Annotated in this window: 17 protein-coding genes; 10 read left to right on the top strand and 7 right to left on the bottom strand. The window is 72.5% G+C overall.

Annotated elements, in window-relative coordinates; translation table 11 throughout:
- The first annotated feature begins 242 nt into the window (after positions 1-242).
- A complete protein-coding gene (locus O4J56_RS16215; RefSeq protein ID WP_270686668.1) occupies positions 243-1460 on the top strand; it encodes a hypothetical protein in 1218 nt (405 codons plus the stop codon).
- 99 nt (positions 1461-1559) lie between these two features.
- On the opposite strand, the gene O4J56_RS16210 is transcribed toward O4J56_RS16215, so the two are convergent.
- Entirely contained in the window at positions 1560-1874 is a 315-nt protein-coding gene (locus O4J56_RS16210) for a nuclear transport factor 2 family protein (protein WP_270686666.1), read from the bottom strand.
- Positions 1875-2147: 273 nt separating this feature from the next.
- Between O4J56_RS16210 and O4J56_RS16205 the strand changes: the two genes are divergently transcribed.
- Positions 2148-2579 carry a VOC family protein gene (locus tag O4J56_RS16205; RefSeq protein WP_270686664.1) on the top strand — a complete coding sequence of 144 codons (432 nt, stop codon included), beginning with the start codon at positions 2148-2150 and terminating at the stop codon, positions 2577-2579.
- A 13-nt stretch (positions 2580-2592) separates the two neighbouring features.
- Here O4J56_RS16205 and O4J56_RS16200 read toward each other — a convergent pair whose 3' ends face one another.
- Complete coding sequence (locus O4J56_RS16200; protein WP_270686662.1) at positions 2593-3054, bottom strand: ATP-binding protein; 462 nt, start codon at positions 3052-3054, stop codon at positions 2593-2595.
- Positions 3055-3186: 132 nt separating this feature from the next.
- On the opposite strand from O4J56_RS16200, the gene O4J56_RS16195 reads away from it, so the two are divergent.
- The 3 genes from O4J56_RS16195 to O4J56_RS16185 are packed head-to-tail and all read left to right on the top strand — an operon-like array spanning position 3187 to position 4365.
- Positions 3187-3996: a helix-turn-helix domain-containing protein gene (locus O4J56_RS16195; protein WP_333563803.1), complete on the top strand. Its 810-nt coding sequence runs from the start codon at positions 3187-3189 to the stop codon at positions 3994-3996.
- On the top strand, positions 3993-4187 hold the full coding sequence (locus O4J56_RS16190) for a DUF397 domain-containing protein (RefSeq protein ID WP_270686659.1): 195 nt from the start codon (positions 3993-3995) through the stop codon (positions 4185-4187). The genes O4J56_RS16195 and O4J56_RS16190 overlap by 4 nt, the downstream gene beginning before the upstream one ends.
- On the top strand, positions 4177-4365 hold the full coding sequence (locus O4J56_RS16185) for a DUF397 domain-containing protein (protein ID WP_270686658.1): 189 nt from the start codon (positions 4177-4179) through the stop codon (positions 4363-4365). The genes O4J56_RS16190 and O4J56_RS16185 overlap by 11 nt, the downstream gene beginning before the upstream one ends.
- Here the strand turns inward: O4J56_RS16185 and O4J56_RS16180 are convergent.
- The 5 genes from O4J56_RS16180 to O4J56_RS16160 are packed head-to-tail and all read right to left on the bottom strand — an operon-like array spanning position 4349 to position 12718.
- On the bottom strand, positions 4349-7291 hold the full coding sequence (locus O4J56_RS16180; protein WP_270686657.1) for a glycoside hydrolase family 2 TIM barrel-domain containing protein: 2943 nt from the start codon (positions 7289-7291) through the stop codon (positions 4349-4351). The genes O4J56_RS16185 and O4J56_RS16180 overlap by 17 nt on opposite strands.
- A gap of 1 nt (position 7292) precedes the next feature.
- Positions 7293-9512, bottom strand: coding sequence for an alpha-galactosidase (locus O4J56_RS16175; protein WP_408639128.1), 2220 nt, complete (start codon positions 9510-9512; stop codon positions 7293-7295).
- A complete protein-coding gene (locus O4J56_RS16170) occupies positions 9509-10429 on the bottom strand; it encodes a carbohydrate ABC transporter permease (protein WP_408639127.1) in 921 nt (306 codons plus the stop codon). The genes O4J56_RS16175 and O4J56_RS16170 overlap by 4 nt, the downstream gene beginning before the upstream one ends.
- On the bottom strand, positions 10426-11397 hold the full coding sequence (locus tag O4J56_RS16165; protein ID WP_270686656.1) for a carbohydrate ABC transporter permease: 972 nt from the start codon (positions 11395-11397) through the stop codon (positions 10426-10428). Before O4J56_RS16165 ends, O4J56_RS16170 begins: the two co-directional genes overlap by 4 nt.
- 28 nt (positions 11398-11425) lie before the next feature.
- Positions 11426-12718 (bottom strand): ABC transporter substrate-binding protein, encoded by a 1293-nt coding sequence (locus O4J56_RS16160; protein WP_270686655.1) that lies wholly within the window; start codon positions 12716-12718, stop codon positions 11426-11428.
- 218 nt (positions 12719-12936) lie between these two features.
- Here O4J56_RS16160 and O4J56_RS16155 point away from each other — a divergent pair, with 218 nt between their 5' ends.
- From O4J56_RS16155 to O4J56_RS16135, 5 genes are all read left to right on the top strand, one after another.
- Positions 12937-13806, top strand: coding sequence for a DeoR/GlpR family DNA-binding transcription regulator (locus O4J56_RS16155; protein WP_270686654.1), 870 nt, complete (start codon positions 12937-12939; stop codon positions 13804-13806).
- Entirely contained in the window at positions 13803-14885 is a 1083-nt protein-coding gene (gene galT, locus O4J56_RS16150; protein WP_270686653.1) for a galactose-1-phosphate uridylyltransferase, read from the top strand. The genes O4J56_RS16155 and galT overlap by 4 nt, the downstream gene beginning before the upstream one ends.
- Positions 14886-14964: 79 nt before the next feature.
- Complete coding sequence (gene galE / locus O4J56_RS16145; protein WP_270686652.1) at positions 14965-15930, top strand: UDP-glucose 4-epimerase GalE; 966 nt, start codon at positions 14965-14967, stop codon at positions 15928-15930.
- Complete coding sequence (gene galK / locus O4J56_RS16140; RefSeq protein ID WP_270686650.1) at positions 15923-17131, top strand: galactokinase; 1209 nt, start codon at positions 15923-15925, stop codon at positions 17129-17131. Before galE ends, galK begins: the two co-directional genes overlap by 8 nt.
- Before the next feature lie 199 nt (positions 17132-17330).
- The gene (locus tag O4J56_RS16135) at positions 17331-17897 is read left to right on the top strand and encodes a DUF2165 family protein (protein WP_270686649.1); all 567 of its coding nucleotides are present in this window, start codon (positions 17331-17333) and stop codon (positions 17895-17897) included.
- The last annotated feature ends 275 nt before the right edge of the window (positions 17898-18172 follow it).

Below are 18172 nucleotides of genomic sequence, written 5' to 3'. Positions count from 1 at the left end.
CCCTCCATCCCACCCCATCAGCCGCGGCCGGGACAGAGTACGCGTACTCACCCCGCCATCCTCGCGTTGATCTCGGGAAACTCGGGGTTGAACCGGACACGATAAGCCCGACTTCCCCGAGATCAACAACACCACGCCCCCGCACCGCCGCCCCCTCGTTGATCTCGGGAGAAACGCCCCTACAAGCACGGTTTTAGCGTCGTTTCTCCCGAGATCAACGAGGTTGTGGCACGCTTCTGGGCATGCGCGAACAGGCGGGGCCGACCGACTCCACCGCGTCCACGGCGGCCGCGTGGGTGGACCTCTCCCGCCTCCGGCGGAACACCCGCCGGTGGATGTGGGCGCTCATCGTCCTCTTCGCCGCCCTGCCCACGGTCGCGGTCACCGCGAGCGCCTTGGCCTTCCCCGTCACCGGCGGCGGGACGGCCTCGCTGCTCTTCGCGCTCCCACTGTGGGCACTCCTCCTGCTCTTCACCGCGCTCACCGTGCGCTCGACTCCCCGGGACAGGGCGCCCCAGGGCATCAGGGTCGACGGCGGCGGCCTCACCCTCCTGCAGGAACGGGCCTGGTGGTTCGGCGGGCGCGAGGTATCGGTCCCCTGGCGGAACGTGAAGGCGCTGCGCCCCGCCTTCCCGCCCCCGGCCGCTACGGACACCGTGGTCGTCGAGCTGCGCCGAGGCCCAGTCCCGCCGGGGCTCCCCTACTGGGCACGCCCGCTCGGCGGGTCGTTCACGCCCTCGCCCCCGGTCGACGGCCCCGCGTTGCTGCTTTGGCTCCCCCACCCGCACGCCGCCCGGCTTCGTGCCGGGGTCGAAGCGGTCCGCCCCGGGGCGTGGTGCGGCGGGGCGGAGGGTGCGCCGCCGGCGGTGCCGGAGCGCGCGGCGCCCGAGGCCGACGCCCCCGCCCCTTCCCACTGGATGGACCTGCGCGGGCGCACGTCGGACTTCAAGGGCTGGCTGGTCGCCGCGGTCTTCTGCGCCTACATCACCGTGGGAATGGCCGTCCTGCCGGTCGCCCTCCCCCTCCTGTCGGAGGCCCCGCTGACGGGCTTCTGGGACGCCGCCGGGTTCTTCGGCCTCTTCGCGGCCCTGTTCGCGGTGTTCGCCGTGCTCACGACGCTACTGGCGCGCGGACTGCCGCGTCGGGCGGCCCGGCAGGGCGTGCGGGTCGACGCTGAGGGAATCACCCTCGTCCAGGAGCGCAAGTGGTGGTTCCCCGGGGTCGAGATCCCGTTGCCCTGGTCGGCGATCAGCGGCGTTCGGGCGGACTCCCAGCGGAGGACGGACGGGGCGCGGGACCTCGTGGTCGCGGTCGACCTGCACGGCGACGCGCCGCCCGCCCTGTTCCCGGGCTGGGCGGTCCCCACGGGGCGCACGGTCCGCATCCTGCCCGGGAACTCCCGCCGGGACGAGCTGCTCGCCATGGTCAGGGATGTCCGTCCCGACCTGGTGCCCTCCTGACCCCGTGGGCCCTTTCGCGATGATCTCGGGAAAAGCGACGCTAAAACCGCGCCCGTAGGGTCCTTTTTCCCGAGATCATCGCGAGCCCGGTCCCGGCCGTCAGGCCTGGCCCGTGTCGAACCGGGCGATGCGGCCGTCCCGGACGGTGAACCTCCACCGGGTGCGCATGGCGCCCCAGGTGTCGTTGGTGTAGTCCGCGACCAGGTCCCGGCCGCCGTCCTCGGCGGATACGACGTCCATGCGCCCGTTGGAGGAGAAGATCTCCCGGTCGGCCCACTGGTTCAGGTCGCGCTCGCTGCCGTCGTCGGTCATCGTGGCGTCCGGGGTGAGCGCTGCGTCGAACGCCTCCCGGTCGCCGGAGTTGACGGCCTCGATGAACGCTCGGACGGCGGGATCGTTGACGTTCGCCGACATGGGCCCCTCCTCGTGCTCGGTGCGGCTGCGCGATTCGCCCGCGGCGCCGGTCGGCCGTGCCGGCCCCCGGTACCCGGCTCAGGGTCTTCCCGGTCACGGCTCCGCGCCCCGCCGCCAACGCGATCTTGACCGATCCGGGGGCGGCCGTTTGCCTCGGGACCTCCGGCCCCTCCCGCCCGCGATGTTCGAATGTTAACATTCAGACATTGCCTGGTCGGAGGCGTCGTGCGCCTCCGCCGGCGAACCCTCTCCCCGTATGGAAGGCGGCCGCCCATGACCACTCTCGACTCGCCCATCCCCCGGTTCCACCTGGCCATGCCCGTGGACGACCTGGACGCCGCGCGCCGGTTCTACGGCGAGGTGCTGGGGCTGGAGCAGGGCCGCAGCTCCGACACGTGGATCGACTGGAACCTGCACGGCCATCAGTTCGTGACGCACGTGGCGCCCGAGCGGCAGAAGCGGATCCACAACCCCGTCGACGGCCACGACGTGCCGGTCCCCCACTTCGGCCTGGTCCTGGCCGTTCCGGAGTTCCACAAGCTGGCCGACCGGCTGCGCGCGGCCGGGACGCGGTTCGTGATCGAGCCGTACGTGCGGTTCGAGGGGCAGCCGGGCGAGCAGTGGACGATGTTCCTGCTCGACCCGGCCGGGAACGCGCTGGAGTTCAAGGCCTTCGCGGACGACTCGCAGGTCTTCGCGACCTGAGGTCCGGTGCCGTTCATCCCTGCACCGGGAGGGGCGCCCGGTCGGGGGTGAGGAGCGTGAGGGACAGGCACCCGCCGTCGGCTCGGGGGACGTAGAGCCAGTGGGCGGCGAGGGAGTCGATGAGGAACATGCCGCGGCCGCTCTCGACATCGGTGTCGAGGGCGGCCGCGCGCACGCGCGGCCGGTCGCCTGGGCGGAGGGGGCCGGCGTCGGCGAGGTCGATGTAGAGCGGTCCGTCGGCGGCGGCGTAGAGGGCCAGGGTGACCGTGCCGCCGGGGTGACCGCTGCGGGTGTGGCGGCGGGCGTTGCAGAAGGCCTCGTCGACACAGAGCTCGGCATCGTCCACGAGCGGGTCCGCCCACAGGGGGCGAAGCCGGATGCGGGTGAGGGAACGGGCGATGCGAAGCCCGTCGTAGGTGCAGGGAAGCTGTTCCCGCTCACTGAGGACAAGCGGACCACAGGACAGATCGGACATTTTTTCACCTCGTGAAGGGCTGTTCGATGCAGCCACGATGCCCCTACAGTCTGTGACCTGCCATAATCCCTACTCCATTGACCAATACTGGAGATCTGGTGGTGCATTGTCAGCGCTACGTGTAATTCTGTAGTGGTGAGCGAATCCCCCCGTACCCCCTGGCTCCGTTGGGGCGCGGAACTCCGACGCCACCGGAACGCATCAGGTATGACTCAGCAGTCACTCGCCTCGGCGATCAATGTCTCAAGTGCGTTGATCAGCGGATTCGAGCGCGGAACACGTATCCCGAAACGGGCGCACGCGGCCGATGGCGACCTGGCGCTCTCAACGGCGGGCGAGCTCGAACGACTATGGCTGGAGATCAACGACACCCGTGAGATCCCGGACGAGTGGCGATCCTTCGCGGTCCTGGAACGCCAGGCGTCGGAGATCCGCGAGTACCAGACGGCGCTCATCCCCGGCCTGCTGCAGTCCCCGGCGTACGCTCGCGCCGTGATGCGCCAAGGACGGGATCAACAGGACACCGATGAACAGATCGACCATTTGACCCAGGCACGGACCTCTCGCCTCGCACACCTGCACAACACTCGACTATCGTTCGTACTTGAGGAGACGGCTCTCCGCCGCGTGCTCGGGTCGAAGGAGGCGATGGTCGAATGCCTCACCCATGTGCTGGCCCTGCTCGAGGACCGTCGGATACGTCTCTCGGTCATTCCGGACGACGCTCCGCTCAGGCCCGTGGTGTCTGCACCGTTTCGCATCATGAATCTCCCTGATGGGAGACTTATCGGACATGCAGAGCACATGTTCGGCGAGAACGTCGTCTCCGACCCTCACCAAGTCAACTTCATGGTCGCCATCTTCGGCGATATGCAGGCGGAATCCTTGTCCCCGAGTGTGTCCAAGACTGTCATCGAGCAGATCAGGAGATCACTGCAATGACCGCCTTCCGGTGGCACAAGTCCAGCTACAGCGCGAACACGGGCCCGCAGTGCGTCGAGGTCGCGGAGACTCGGTGTTCAGCCAGAGTCCGCGACACCCAGCACAGACACCTCGGCCACCTGGAGTTCCCTACCAGCGAGTGGCAGGTGTTCCTTGGAGCCCTGCGAGGGGAGGCGGAAGGTGCCGACTGAGCGATGGCATAAGTCCAGCTACAGCGGCGCCTCAAGTAGCTGCGTCGAGGTGTCCGAGGGGCTGAGAACGGCCGTCCGGGACAGCCGCTACAGACACCTCGGACACCTCGACTTCCCCGCCGACGAGTGGGCGAGGTTCCTCTACTCCCTCAAGGGCGGCTTCACCCCACCGGCGTGAACGCCAGCCTCAGGACGTGGCTCCCTGCCTCAAGCCTGTGCTGGGGCAGGGTCTCCGGGCCGCACGACGCCGTCCCGATCCCCTGGTGCTCCGCGTCCAGGTACAGGTGCACCCTCCCGTCCGGCTCCAGTTCGTGCGTGTGGGCCGCCGCGTCCAAGGCCGCCGTGTCCCACCTCCGCGCGCTGAAGTCGAACACCGGCGCCCCGCTGACGCGAATGCCCGTGCCGTCCGCCCCGTACAGGTCCAGCCGCCGCGCGTCCACGCGGTTGCCGTTCTCCTGAGGACGCAGGTACGGCGTCTGCAACTCATCCACCGTGCTGGAGTGGAGCCCCACCCTCGCCGCCTGGGCGATGTCGCGGTACGCCTCCCCCGGGCCGCCCCCGAACCACGTGACCCGGTCCAGGGTCTCCGGCAGGGTCGTGTGCACACCGAAGCGCGGCAGCGGCCCCGGCCACTCCCCTTCCGCCTCGCCCTCAACGGTCAGCAGCAGCCGTCCGTCCGCCGTCCCCCACCGGTACACCACCCGCATCCCGAAGCCCTGCGCCGCAGGTGCGACCCGCTTGCGGACCACGAACTCGTCCCCCTCCCAACCGAGGGACACCAGTCGCGACGTCAGCCGGTGCAGGCCCGCCGCGCGCCACCCGCGCTCCACCGACACACCGTGCCGCGCGACGTCGTTGTCCGTCGGCGCCCGCCACAGCTCCACCGCGAGCGGCCCCACCCGCACGTCGCCGACCGCCAGGAGGTCACCGGTGCGCGCGTCGATCTCCCCTGGGCCGATGCGGAGAACCGCCCCGCCATCGCCCGAAGAGGCGACCGGCTCAGGGGTGTGCGCGGCCGCCGGCGCCTCGCCGACCCTCGCCTGCCCCCAGGCCAGCTCGTGGCCCGCCTCCGCCCAGGGCTCGTCCTTGGCCAGGACCACGGAGACGGTGATCCACGATTCGCGGTCGCCCACCGCCTCCGGAAGGGCGGGCAGCGGGACCTCCGCCTGCTCGCCGGGCGCGAGCACGGGGACGTCCAGATCGCCCTTGCCGGGAACCAGGGAGGGCCATCCGAACGCGTGGTCCTCCGACAGCCACCACCTGAACGCCAGCCCGGACGTGTCCCGGAAGTCCCAGGTATTGGTGACCGTCACCGTCCCCTTACCGGGGTCGGGCACCACGCGCACCGGCTCGATCGTCTTGGCGTAGGCCGCCAGCCCCGGGCCCGGCGTCCGGTCCGGCAGCAGCAGCCCGTCGGCCACGAAGTTCTCGTCGTGCAGCGGCTCTCCGAAGTCGCCGCCGTAGGCGAACCACTCCGTCCCGTCGGCCTCCTCCCGCCGGACCCCGTGGTCGATCCACTCCCAGACGAACCCGCCCTGGAGCCGGTCGTACCGCTCGAACAGCCGCTGGTACTCCTCCAGGCCGCCGGGCCCGGTCCCCATCGCGTGGCCGTACTCGCACAGGATGAACGGCAGCCCCCGCCGGTGCGCGTCGGCCCCCGGGTCGCCGGTCGGCTCCTCCTCGCCCCGGCCGATCTGCTCGACCTCCGCGTGCGGCGCGTACATCCGCGAGTACACGTCCACGTAGGGGCAGTCCCGGTCGCCCTCGTAGTGCACGAGCCGCGACGGGTCGTTCTCGCGCACCCACGCGGCCATGGCCTCCAGGTTGCGCCCTGTCCCGGCCTCGTTGCCCAGCGACCACACGATGATGCTCGGGTGGTTGCGGTCCCGCGCGACCGTGCGCCGGATCCGGTCGATGCAGGCCTCCTCCCAGCGCGGGTCGTCGGAGGGGTTGCCCTCCCACCCCAGGAGTTCGAACCCGTGCGTCTCCAGGTCGCACTCGTCGATGACCCACAGGCCCAGCTCGTCGCACAGGTCCAGGAAGTCGGGGTGCGGCGGGTAGTGGCTGGTGCGCACCGCGTTGATGTTGTGCCGCTTCATCAGCAGCACGTCCTCGCGCATGGTCTCCAGGGACACGGCCCGCCCGTGGTCGGGGTGCCACTCGTGCCGGTTCACCCCGCGCAGCAGCAGCGGGCGGCCGTTGACGCGGATCGTCCCCCCGGCCAGCTCCACGGTGCGGAAGCCGACGCGGGCGCGCACCCGCTCCCCGGGCGTGCGCACCTCCAGCTCGTAGAGCCGCGGCAGCTCCGCCGACCAGGGCTCGACGGCCCCGACCCGGTGCTCCACCCCGGCCTCGGCCTCCTCCAGGCCCAGCTCCGGGACGGACACCAGCGCACCGGCCGCCCCGTCGACGTCCACCCGCAGCGTGCCGGTGCCCGTCTCCGGGTCGTAGCCGGCGTGCACGGCCAGGTCGGCGACCCCGTCCTCGGGCCGGGCGAGCAGGGTGACGTCGCGGAAGATCCCCGACAGCCACCACATGTCCTGGTCCTCCAGATAGCTGGCGGCCGACCACTGGTGCACCCGCACGGCCAGCGTGTTCCTGCCGGGGCGCAGCAGGGGTCCGACATCGAACTCCGACGCCAGCCGGCTGCCGGTGGCGAACCCCAGCTCAGTGCCGTTCAGCCACACCCGGAAGCAGGAGTCCACCCCTTCGAAGCGGAGCACCGCGGGCCCGTCCGGCCACCCCTGCGGCAGGTCGAACCCGCACCGGTAGTCGCCGGTGGGGTTCTCGTCGGGCACGTGCGGCGGGTCCACCGGGAACGGGTACACGACGTTGGTGTAGGCGGGCGCGCCGTGGCCGTGCATCTGCCAGTGGGACGGCACGGGCAGGTCGCACCAGGCGGGGCCGCCGCCCCCAGCGGCCTCGTCGTAGCCGGGCTCTTCGAAACCGTCGGTCGCCTCCTCGGCCCGGGGGTGCAGGCGGAAGCGCCAGGTCCCGTTCAGGCCGACCGAGGGCGCGTCGGTGGTGAAGCGGGCGCGCGGCGGCCGCACGCCCCGCGACGGGGCGAAGTCCTCCAGGTAGGCGGGCTTGTCGGGCGCGGTCACGTCAGACCTCCGTCAGGTGCAGGAGCAGGGCTTGGGACGGGTTGAGCACGGGCATCTGCAGGCCCGACCGGGCGAGCACCGCCCCCGAGGCGGTGAGCCCCCCGGCGGTGGTCCACAGGGGCGGCGCCGTCTCGAACGTCGAGGGCGTCCCGGCCTCTCGGCGCCACTCGACCCGGTAGGTGCGGTCCTCCCGCAGGCCGGGCAGGCGCACCCGTCCAGGTGCGGCGCGCACGGAGGAGGCCGTGCGGGCGTAGCGGAACACGGCCCCGCTCCCGTCCTCGGCGACGACCCCGTCGAGCTGCTCGGCCGGGTCGGGGGCGTCGCCGCGCACGGTGAGGCCGGTGTGCAGCAGCGGCCGCAGCTCCTTGTAGAGGCGGATCCACGCGTCGAGGGCGGCCAGTTCCTCGTCGGTGCACGCGGTGATGTCCCACTCGATCCCGGCGTGCCCGATGAGCGCGGTCAGGAAGCGCAGCGACAGGTCGGCGTCGCGGCCGGTGGTGTGCGCGGTGCGCGCCCCCACGTGCGAGCCGACCAGCTCGGGCGGGATCAGCAGCCCGGTCCAGCGCTGCAGGGCGAGCCGTTCGAGCGGGTCGTTGGTGTCCGAGCCCCACACCCGGTCGGTGCGCTCCAGGATGCCCAGGTCGACCCTGCCACCGCCGGAGGAGCAGGACTCGATCTCCAGGCCGGGGTGGGCCTTGCGGAGCCGGTCCAGCAGCTCGTAGACGGCCAGGGTCTGGCCGTGCGTGCCGGCCGACCCGGTGGGCGCGTGCACGGGTTCGAGGAAGTCGCGGTTGTGGTCCCACTTGAGGAAGGCGGGGCGGTACTCGGTCACCAGGGCGTCGAGCAGGCCGAAGACGTGGTCGAAGGCCTCGGGCCGGGACAGGTCGAGCGGCTGCTGGTTGCGGCTGGGCAGGGAGGGGCGGCCCTCGGTGGTGAGCATCCAGTCGGGGTGGGCGCGGACGAGGTCGGAGTCGGGGTTGACCATCTCGGGCTCCACCCAGAACCCCGGCTCCATGCCCAGGGCGCGCACGTGGTCGAAGAGGGGGTGCAACCCCTCGGGCCACACGCCGGTGTCCACGGTCCAGTCGCCGAGCCCGGCGGTGTCGTCGCGGCGGCCGCGGAACCACCCGTCGTCGAGGACGAAGCGTTCGACGCCGATGTCGGCGGCGGTGTCGGCGAGCCGCTTGAGCTTGTCCAGGTCGTGGTCGAAGTAGACGGCCTCCCAGGTGTTGAGGACGACCGGGCGCGGCGCGGACGGGTGGTGGGGGCGGGAGCGCAGCCACCGGTGGAAGCGCGCGGACATGCCGTCGAGCCCCTGGTCGGACCAGGAGAAGAAGACCCAGGGGGTGGTGTAGGACTCGCCCCGGGCCAGGCGCACCTCGCCCGGGTGGGGCGCCTCGCCCCCGGCGAGGAGGGCGTCGGCCTGTCCGGCGCCTTCGGGCAGGCGCTCGGCGAGGTGGACGTGGTCGCCGCTCCACGCGGTGTGCACGCCCCACACCTCGCCGGTGCGGAACCCGAAGCCGGGGGTCCCGGCGGTCAGCACGAGCGGGGCGTCGTGGCCGGTGCGCCCGCGCCGGGAGGCGCGCATGCGGGTGCCCATGCCGAGTCCGCTGCGCTGGGGGGAGCGTTCGCGGCACCAGCGGCCCGTGAGGTCGAGGACCTCCTCGGCCTCACGGGGCAGGGGCAGCGCGGCCATGAGCGTGTCGAGGGTCCAGGGGGCCGGGTCGGTGTTGGTGACGGTGTGCCGGACGCGCACGAGGCCGGAGAGCTCCATGCGCAGCTCGCAGGTGAGCTCCAGGCCGTCGGCCTCGGCGGTGACGGTGAGGGAGCCGCCTTCGGACCCGTCGTCGACCTCCCGCACGCGCCAGCGGGGGAAGGAGGCCCGGCCCTCGTGGTGCCCGGCGATGCCGGGGTGGCCGCGCCAGCCCTCCCCTTGGGTCGGCACCAGGGAGATGTGCCGGGGCGTGTCGGTGTCGTTGTTCATGGCGGGCGGGACCGATGCCTCGGCCAGCCCTTGGGCGCCGCCGGGCAGGTCGGCACCCCAGTGCAGCACATACGGAAGCCCGTCCGCGGGGACCCGCACGACGAGTGCGGTCCCCGCGGCACTGAGGCGGACGGTACGGGTCGTGTTCACGGGGCCGGCGGGCCCGGTGGGCCCGCCGGTCTCGTCGGTCTGCTCGGAACGGGCTGCGCCGTCGGCGGCTGCGGTGCGGTCCGTCATCCCTTGCTGGCTCCCAGGGTCAGTCCGGCCACGAAGTGGCGCTGGAGTACGAAGAACACGATCAGCGTCGGCAGGGCGATGAGCACCGACCCGGCCGACAGCAGGTTGTAGTCGACGAAGAACGAGCTCTGCAGGTTCTGCAGCGCGGTGGTGATGGGCAGTTTGTCGCCGCTGGACAGCAGTGCCAGCGCCCAGAAGAGGTCGTTGTAGATCCAGGTCACCAGCAGTGTCGCCAGCGCGGCGAGGCTGGGGCGGCACAGCGGCAGCACCACTCTCCAGTACTGCTGGAACACGCTGGCCCCGTCCACCCGCGCGGCCTCGATGAGCGAGGGCGGCAGCGCCTTCATGAAGTTGCTCAGCACGAAGGTGCAGAAGCCCATCTGGAAGGCGGTGTGCACGAGCACCACGCCGATGTGGCTGTCGTAGACCGCGCCGGACTCGCTGATCCAGTACGGCAGCGGGACGGCGTTGGCCATCCGGAAGAGCGGGACGAGCAGCGCCTGCACCGGCAGCAGGTTGGCGGCCAGGAACACCGCCAGCATCACCAGGTTGAACCGGCGCGAGTAGTGGGTCAGCACGAACGCCGCGCACGACGACAGGAACAGGATGAGCAGCACCGAGGGGACGGTGATGATCAGCGAGTTGACGAAGTAGCCGGGCAGCTCCCCCTCGACCCAGGCGCGGCGGTAGTTCTCCAGGGTGAACCCGCCGAAGGACAGGTAGCCGTGCTGAGCGGTGAACTCGTAGTCGCGGAAGGAGTTGACCAGGGCCCACACGATCGGGAAGAGCCAGGCCAGGGCCGTCACGGCGAGGAAGATCTGGAGCACCGCGCGGGCCGGGCGCACGCGGCGCCGCGGCTCGGGCGGCGCCGCGCCGCGGGGCGGTGCGGGGGCGGCGGCTGTGGTGGTGGCGGTCACCGGTCGGCCCCTCTCAGCAGGGTGGACACGTAGATGAGGATGAACACCAGCGAGAACGCCAGCATGATCACGGCCAGCGCCGAGCCGAAGCCGACCCGGCTCGCCTCGCCGATCACGTTCGCGGTGACCAGCGCCGAGATCAGCTCCAGGCCGTTGCGGCCGCGGTTGATGATCCAGACGATGTCGAAGGCGCGCAGCGCGTCGATCACGGTGACGACGAGCACCACCAGGTTGATCGGCCGCAGCGCCGGGAAGACGACGCTGGTGAAGGTGCGCACCGGCCCGGCGCCGTCGATCGCGGCGGCCTCGCGCAGCGACGGGTCGACCGCCTTGAGCCCGGCCAGGTACAGCAGCATGATGTAGCCGGTGTGCCGCCAGGCGGCGGCCACGAGCACGGCGTACAGGTTGATGTCGGGGTCGCCGAACCAGTCGACGGGCTCGGCCCCGGTGGTGGCGCCCAGGAACGTGTTGAGCAGCCCCTGGTCCTGGGAGTAGATGAGCTGCCAGATGAACCCGACCAGGCCCAGCGACAGCACCACGGGCATGTAGAACACGCTCTGGTAGATGCGGCCGCCGCGCAGCTCCCGGTCGAGCAGGACCGCCAGGAACATGCCCAGCAGGGTCGGCACCAGGAACAGGAACACCAGCCAGATGAGGTTGTTGCGCAGGGCCGGCCAGAACGGCGGGTAGAGGGTGAAGGCGTCGGTGTAGTTCTGGGTGCCGACCCACTCCAGGGTGTCGAGTCCGCCGATGCCGTCCCAGCGGGTGAACGAGAACACGATGGTGGCGGCGGCGGGCAGCCACACCAGGCCGACCACCAGCAGCGTGGGCACGCCGATCATCAGTGCCAGGGTGATGCGGTCGGCGCGGCCGTTGCGCAGGGCGGTGCGCGAGCGGCGGGGTGCGGAGCGCGGGGGCGCCCCGCCGGGCTCGGCCGCGTGCGGCGGCGAGGGGGTGCTGGGGACCACGCGTTCCTCCTTCCGGGGGTGGGCGGCCTCAACGGCCGAAGATGGAGACCTTCTGGCGCTGGATGCTGGCGGTGAGGTCGGCGATGTCGTCGGGCCGCCGCAGGAAGCGCTGCATGGCGGGGATCATGACGATGGAGGCGAAGTCGGGCCGGGTGTCGCGGTCCATGTACTGGGTGAGGGTGTCGGCGCCGGCGATCATCCCCATGATCTTGGCGTCCAGATCGCTCAGCCCGGAGGTGTCGGCGTCCTGGTGGACGGGCAGCGCCTGGGGGTCGATGGCGGTGTAGATCTCCTGGGACCGCAGCGTGCCCATGTGGCCGACCAGGTCCATGGCGGCCTCGGGGTTGCGCGGGTCGGCGGAGACCATGAACCCGTCGACGGGGGTCTCCATCGCGTCCGACCCGATCTCGGGGTCGAACTCGGGGAACGGGAAGCAGTCGAGGTCGGCGATCTGGTCTTCGGACATGACGTGGGTGAGGAACAGGCCGCAGAGCATCATCCCGGCCTCGCCGCGCACCAGGGAGGTCTGCGCCTCGTTGATGCCGCGCCCGAGCGGGGCGGCCTGGTGGTAGGGCAGCAGCTCGGCCCAGGCGCCGAAGACGCTGCGGACCTCGGGGCTGTCCCAGGACTCGTCGCCGTCGAGCAGGGACAGATGGAACTCGGGGCCGTTGATGCGCAGGTTGAGGTGGTCGAAGGTGCCCATCGCGGGCCAGCCCTCGCGCACCCCGTAGGCCAGGGGCTGCAGGCCGTCCTCGCTCATGCGCTCGCACAGGTCGACGAACTCCTCGCGGGTGGCGGGCACGTCGTATCCGCGCTCCTCGAAGACGCTCTTGAAGTAGAAGACCGCCCAGGGGGATGTGGAGTCGGGGATCATGTACTGCTTCCCGTCCGGGGCGCTGCACAGGTCGCGCACCTGGTCGGAGAAGGCGCCCTGGAAGCGCTCGTCCCACACCTGGCTGACCTCGCTGATCAGGCCCCGTTCGGCGAAGAACCGGGTGCGGTACCCGGCGAACCAGGCGATGACGTCGTCGGGTGTGCCCTGCAGGTAGTTGTTGAGGCTCTCCTGGAAGCTCGTGGAGTCGATGGTGTTCAGCTCCACGGTGATCCCGGAGTCGGCCTCCCACAGGCCGAGGATCTCGCCCACGGCCTCGCGCTGGGCGTCGTTGGCGCGGTTGGAGCCCATGGTGACCACCCCGGGATCCCCGCGCCGGGAACCGCATGCGGCCAGTCCCGGCACCGCCGTGAGCGCGGCGGCGCCGGCCAGGCCGCGCAGCAGGGCGCGGCGCCCCAGGGCCGGTGGGCCCGTAGGTCTGTGGTGCATCGGGGGACCTCCGAGGTGCGTGAAGTGGGTCACTCCGGCGTTCCAGACATGTTCGACACCTAGGCCCCCACTTGTCAACGGACTCCAACTTTTTCCAACAAATTTCCGCAGTGGTCCCCTGATCCGACCCCGCCCGATCCGAACATTGACACCGACGGGCCCCCTGCACGACAGTGATTCCAACAAGATCCGACAACTTCGATCACGCAGGGGGGCGGATGCTGGCCGCGCAACGGCAGGAGCTGATCCTCGACCGGCTGCGGCGCACGGGGGCCGTCCGGGTCGCCGAGCTCGTGGAGAGCCTGGCGGTGTCGGACATGACCGTGCGCCGCGACCTGGACGCACTGGCCGCCCGCGGCGCCCTGCGCAAGGTCCACGGCGGCGCGGTCGCCCCGGAGGGGCCGCGCACCGAGGAGCCCGGCTTCGAGGCCAAGTCCACCCGGCAGGCCGCCGAGAAGCGGGCCGTGGCCCGCGCCGTCGCCGGCCTGGTCGAGCCGCACACCGCGGTGGGCCTGTCCGCGGGCACCACCACGGCCGCCGTCGCCGAGCACCTGACGGAGGTGCCCGGCCTGACCGTGGTCACCAACTCGCTGCGGGTGGCCGAGGTGTTCCACGAGTCCCCCCGGCCCGACCGGACGGTGGCGCTCACCGGCGGGTTCCGCACCCCCTCCGACGCCCTGGTGGGGCCGCTGGCGCTGGCCTCCATCCGCGGCCTCAACCTGGACACGCTGGTGCTGGGGGTGCACGGCATGCAGGAGCGGGCCGGGTTCACCACCCCCAACCTGATGGAGTCCGAGACCGACCGGGCGCTGGTGGAGGCGGCCGGGCGCCTGGTGGTGGCCGCCGACCACACCAAGTGGGGGACGGTGGGCATCAGCACCATCGCCCCGCTGGAGCGGTGCGACGTGCTGGTGACCGACGACGGGATGGACGCCGAGGCGCGTGCGGCGCTGGCCGAGCGCGTGGGGCGGCTGGTGGTCGCCGACGTGCCCGGCACCGGGCCGGACGCGGAGCACGGCGAGGACGGCGAGGACGGCGGGCACCGCGAGCACGGCGGCGACCGGCCGACCGACGGGGAGGACGCATGATCAGGACCGCCGCACGCCTGGCGGACGGACGCGAGATCATCTACTTCGACGAGGGGGACGCGCCGCGCGACCCCGCCCCCGACCCGCGCGACCTGCCGCCGTCGGCGACGGGGTCGGAGATGCGGTTCGACCCGCTGCTGCGCGAGTGGGTGGTGGTCGCCTCGCACCGCCAGGGCCGCACCCACCTGCCGCCCAGCGACGACTGCCCGCTGTGCCCCTCCACGGACGGGCGCGCCACCGAGATCCCCGCCTCCTCCTACGACGTGGTGGCCTTCGAGAACCGCTTCCCGTCCCTGGTCGCCGACGACGGGCGGGTGCTGGAGGACGTCGGGGAGCTGGAGCACACCCGCAGGGTCGGGGCGGGCCGGTGCGAGGTGCTGGTCTTCGGCTCCGACCACGACGCCTCCTTCGTCGACCTCGGGCACGAGCGGGCGGAGACGGTCGTGGAGGCCTGGGTGGACCGCACCCGCGCGCTGTCCGCGCTGCCCGGCGTGGAGCAGGTGTACTGCTTCGAGAACCGGGGCCGGGAGATCGGGGTGACCCTGCACCACCCGCACGGGCAGATCTACGCCCTGCCGTTCGTCGCCCCGCGCACCCGGCGCATGCTCGACTCGGCCGCCGAGTACCGCGCGCGGACCGGCGGCGACCTGTTCGCCGACGTGCTGCACGCCGAGCAGAAGTCGGGGCTGCGGGTGGTGGCGCGCACCGCGCACTGGACCGCCTTCGTCCCGGCGGCGGCGCGCTGGCCGGTGGAGGTGCACCTGTACCCGCACCGGGCCGTGCCCGACCTGCCCGCCCTCACCGACGAGGAGCGCCGCGACCTCGCCGGGGTCTACCTGGACGTGCTGGGCCGCTTCGACGCGCTCTACGGGGCGCCGCTGCCCTACATCTCGGCCTGGCACCAGGCGCCGGTGCACGAGGGGCGCGACCTGGCCCGGCTGCACCTGGAGCTGTTCTCGGTGCGGCGGGCCGCCGACAAGCTCAAGTACCTGGCCGGGACCGAGTCCGGCATGGGGGTCTTCATCAGCGACGTGGCACCGGAGGCCGTCGCCGAGCGGCTGCGGGCGGCGGCGCCGTGAGGCCGCCCCTCCCCCGCCGCTGCCCTCGCCCCATCGTCCCTCTCGACCCCCTTCACCCCCGAACCCCCCGGAGGACCGTGTGAGACTGCTCGTCACCGGCGGCGCCGGATACATCGGCAGCGTGGTGACCGCGCTGCTGCTCGGCGCCGGACACGAGGTGACCGTGCTCGACGACCTGTCGACCGGCCACCGGGACGCCGTGCCGGACGGGGCGCGCCTCGTCGAGGCCGGCCTGCACGATGCGGCCGAGGTCCTGGAGCCCGGCTACGGCGCGGTCCTGCACTTCGCCGGGAAGTCGCTGGTCGGCCGGTCGGTCGAGGACCCCGACGAGTACTGGCACACCAACGTCGGCGGCACGCTCGCCCTCGCCCGGGCGGCGGTACGGCACGGGGTGCGCCGCATGGTGTTCTCCTCCAGCGCCGCCGCCTACGGCGAGCCCGCCTCCGGCGCGCCGCTGCGCGAGACCGACCCGGCGGTGCCGACCAACCCCTACGGCGCCACCAAGCTGGCCGCCGACCACCTGCTCGCCTCCTGGGCGCGCGCCTACGGGCTGGGGGCGGTGAGCCTCCGGTACTTCAACGTCGCCGGGGCCCACCTCGGGTTCGGGGAGCGGCACGCGACCGAGACGCACCTGGTGCCGAACCTGCTGAAGGCGGCGGCCGGGCGGGACGAGTGCGCCCGCGTGTTCGGCACCGACTACCCGACGAAGGACGGGACGGCCGTGCGCGACTACCTGCACGTGGCCGATCTGGCCGACGCGCACCTGCGGGCGCTGGAGGCGGTCGAGCCGGGGGCGCACCGGGTGTACAACCTCGGGACCGGCGGCGGGAGCAGCGTGCGCGAGGTGATCGAGACCGTCCGGCGGGTGACGGGGCGCGAGGTCCCGGCCGAGGACCACGCGCGCCGTGCGGGCGACCCGGCGGTGCTGGTCGCCGCCAACGACCGGGCCCGCGAGGAGCTGGGCTGGAGGCCGGAGCGGACGCTGGAGGAGACGGTGGGGGACGCCTGGGAGTTCTTCCTGAAGCGGGAGGCGCACCATGACTGAGGCGGCGAACGGGCAGGCGGAGGCGCCGGCGGACGGGCCGTCGCCGGTGAACGCGGACCGCCGGGCCGAGCAGGCCGCGGACGCCTTCACCCGGCACTTCGGATACGCACCTGAGGGGGTGTGGGCCGCGCCGGGGCGGATCAACCTGATCGGGGAGCACACCGACTACAGCGACGGGTTCGTGCTGCCGTTCGCGCTCCCCCACACGCTGCACGCCGCGGCGGCGGCGCGGGCGGACGGGAGGGTGCGCCTTCGGTCCCTGCAGGCGCCGGAGGGGATCGAGTTCGACGTCACCGAACCGGCACCCGGCACGGTCGAGGGGTGGGCCGCCTACCCGGCGGGGGCGCTGTGGGTCCTCCGGCAGGAGGGGTACCGGGTGGACGGGCTGGACCTGCTGGTGGACAGCACCATCCCGAGCGGCGCGGGCCTGTCCTCGTCGGCGGCGCTGAGCTGCGCGGCGGTCATGGCGGGCGCGGCCCTGCACGGGGCCGAGCCGTCGGCGTCGCAGGTCATCCGCATGGCGCGGCGGGTGGAGAACGACTTCGTCGGGATGCCGTGCGGGGTGCTGGACCAGTCGGCGTCGATGCTGTCGGCCCAGGGGCACGCGCTGTTCATGGACACCCGGACCATGGAGACCGAGCAGGTGCCGTTCGCGCCGGACCGGCAGGGGATGACGGTGCTGGTGGTCGACACCCGCGCGCCGCACCGGCTGGTGGAGGGGCACTACGCCGACCGCCACCGGGCCTGCCAGGAGGCGGCGAAGGCACTGGGCGTGGCGGCGCTGCGCGACGTCACGGACCTGGAGGCGGCGCTGGCGGCACTGGCCTCCCCGGAGCTCCGCCGCCGGGTGCGCCACGTGGTGACCGAGAACGCCCGGGTGCTGGACACGGTCGACCACCTCCGCGCCGGCCGCCTGCGCGAGGTGGGGCCGCTGCTGACCGCGTCGCACATGTCGCTGCGCGACGATTACGAGGTGACCGTGCCGGAGGTGGACACGGCGGTGCGGGCACTGCTCGCGGCAGGGGCGCTGGGGGCGCGCATCACCGGCGGCGGGTTCGGGGGCTGCGTGATCGCCCTGGTTGAGCGTGAGCAGGTGGAGGAGTGCGGCTGGGCCGTGGAGGAGGCCTACCGCGAGGAGGGCTTCACGGCGCCGTCCCTGTTCGAGGCCACCCCGTCGGCAGGCGCCCGCAGGATGTGGTGAGGCGGACCGGCCCGGCGCCGGACCGACCGATGGCGTCCCGCCGCGTGGGGTGATCTCTCGCCGGTCGCAACCGCCACCGGAGGGTGGTCCCGGCCGCGAAGGGCGCCGGATCCGGGCCCCTCCGCGCCGGTTCGGCGACCCTCGGCGAGGGCAGGGACACGGTCGGCGACAGCGGCGACACCGACCGGCGGGAGGCACCATGGCGACGGGCGACGGCGGCGCACCGGCCCCGGCGGAGAAGGCCCCGAGCGGGTACGTCCTGACGGTCCGGGCCGCCAAGGCGGCCGTGCTCGGCTCGGTCTCGCTGTTCTTCCTCCTCGTCGTGTTCGGCAACGTGACCGACTACGCGGTGAACTTCGAGTTCGTCGCCCGGGTGTTGTCCATGGACTCCCATGACCCGGCTCTCGACGAACTGAGCCGGACCGACTACCGGGCGGTGACCTCGCCGGTCCTGCACCACGCCGTCTACATCGTGATCATCGCCGCCGAGCTGTTCACCGCCGTCGCCTGCGGCCTCGGCGCCTGGCGCACCGCCCGTTCCCTGCGAAGGCCGGACCGGGACTTCAACGCGGCCAAGGTGTGGGGCGTGGTCGGCCTGCTGGCCGGGATCCTGCTGTGGTTCACCGGTTTCCAGACCATCGGCGGCGAGTGGTTCGCCATGTGGATGAGCCCGGCATGGAACGGGATCCCGGCCGCCGACAGGATCACCACGTTCCTGGTACTCGCGCTGGTGTTCACCACCATGCGCAACGACGGAGCCGACTGAACGGACGACGACGCCGTCCCCCGCTCACGGCCCCCGCCCGGGCTGAGGGTCGGCGGGGTGCGAGGTAGAAGGCAGCGACGAGGACAGGCCGGCGGCCCTTGCGGCAGCGTTGTCGGGCGCGGCGCGTGTGCGTGGTCACCGTGATGGGCGGCGACGGATGAGCCGGCCAGGTCCCCGGCCCCGCCTGCCGTCCGTCGGGCCACTCTCGGTCCGGGCGGCAGCGCGGTACTGGAGGCGCGTGCCCGCCCGCGCTCGTGGCGCCCGCACCCCGGTGC

The sequence above is a fragment of the Nocardiopsis endophytica genome (genome assembly GCF_027706725.1).
GTDB classification, from domain to species: Bacteria; Actinomycetota; Actinomycetes; order Streptosporangiales; family Streptosporangiaceae; genus Nocardiopsis_A; species Nocardiopsis_A endophytica.
This window is presented reverse-complemented; position numbering and strand designations above follow the sequence as displayed.

What these genes read in the sequence shown, in the direction of transcription:
- O4J56_RS16210 (WP_270686666.1), bottom strand. Translation starts at nt 1,874, where the DNA reads ATGTCGGCGAACGTCAACGATCCCGCCGTCCGAGCGTTCATCGAGGCC.
- O4J56_RS16205 (WP_270686664.1), top strand. Translation starts at nt 2,148, where the DNA reads ATGACCACTCTCGACTCGCCCATCCCCCGGTTCCACCTGGCCATGCCC.
- O4J56_RS16175 (WP_408639128.1), bottom strand. Translation starts at nt 9,512, where the DNA reads ATGACGGACCGCACCGCAGCCGCCGACGGCGCAGCCCGTTCCGAGCAG.
- O4J56_RS16190 (WP_270686659.1), top strand. Translation starts at nt 3,993, where the DNA reads ATGACCGCCTTCCGGTGGCACAAGTCCAGCTACAGCGCGAACACGGGC.
- O4J56_RS16135 (WP_270686649.1), top strand. Translation starts at nt 17,331, where the DNA reads ATGGCGACGGGCGACGGCGGCGCACCGGCCCCGGCGGAGAAGGCCCCG.
- galK (WP_270686650.1), top strand. Translation starts at nt 15,923, where the DNA reads ATGACTGAGGCGGCGAACGGGCAGGCGGAGGCGCCGGCGGACGGGCCG.
- O4J56_RS16215 (WP_270686668.1), top strand. Translation starts at nt 243, where the DNA reads ATGCGCGAACAGGCGGGGCCGACCGACTCCACCGCGTCCACGGCGGCC.
- galT (WP_270686653.1), top strand. Translation starts at nt 13,803, where the DNA reads ATGATCAGGACCGCCGCACGCCTGGCGGACGGACGCGAGATCATCTAC.
- O4J56_RS16200 (WP_270686662.1), bottom strand. Translation starts at nt 3,054, where the DNA reads ATGTCCGATCTGTCCTGTGGTCCGCTTGTCCTCAGTGAGCGGGAACAG.
- O4J56_RS16155 (WP_270686654.1), top strand. Translation starts at nt 12,937, where the DNA reads ATGCTGGCCGCGCAACGGCAGGAGCTGATCCTCGACCGGCTGCGGCGC.
- O4J56_RS16160 (WP_270686655.1), bottom strand. Translation starts at nt 12,718, where the DNA reads ATGCACCACAGACCTACGGGCCCACCGGCCCTGGGGCGCCGCGCCCTG.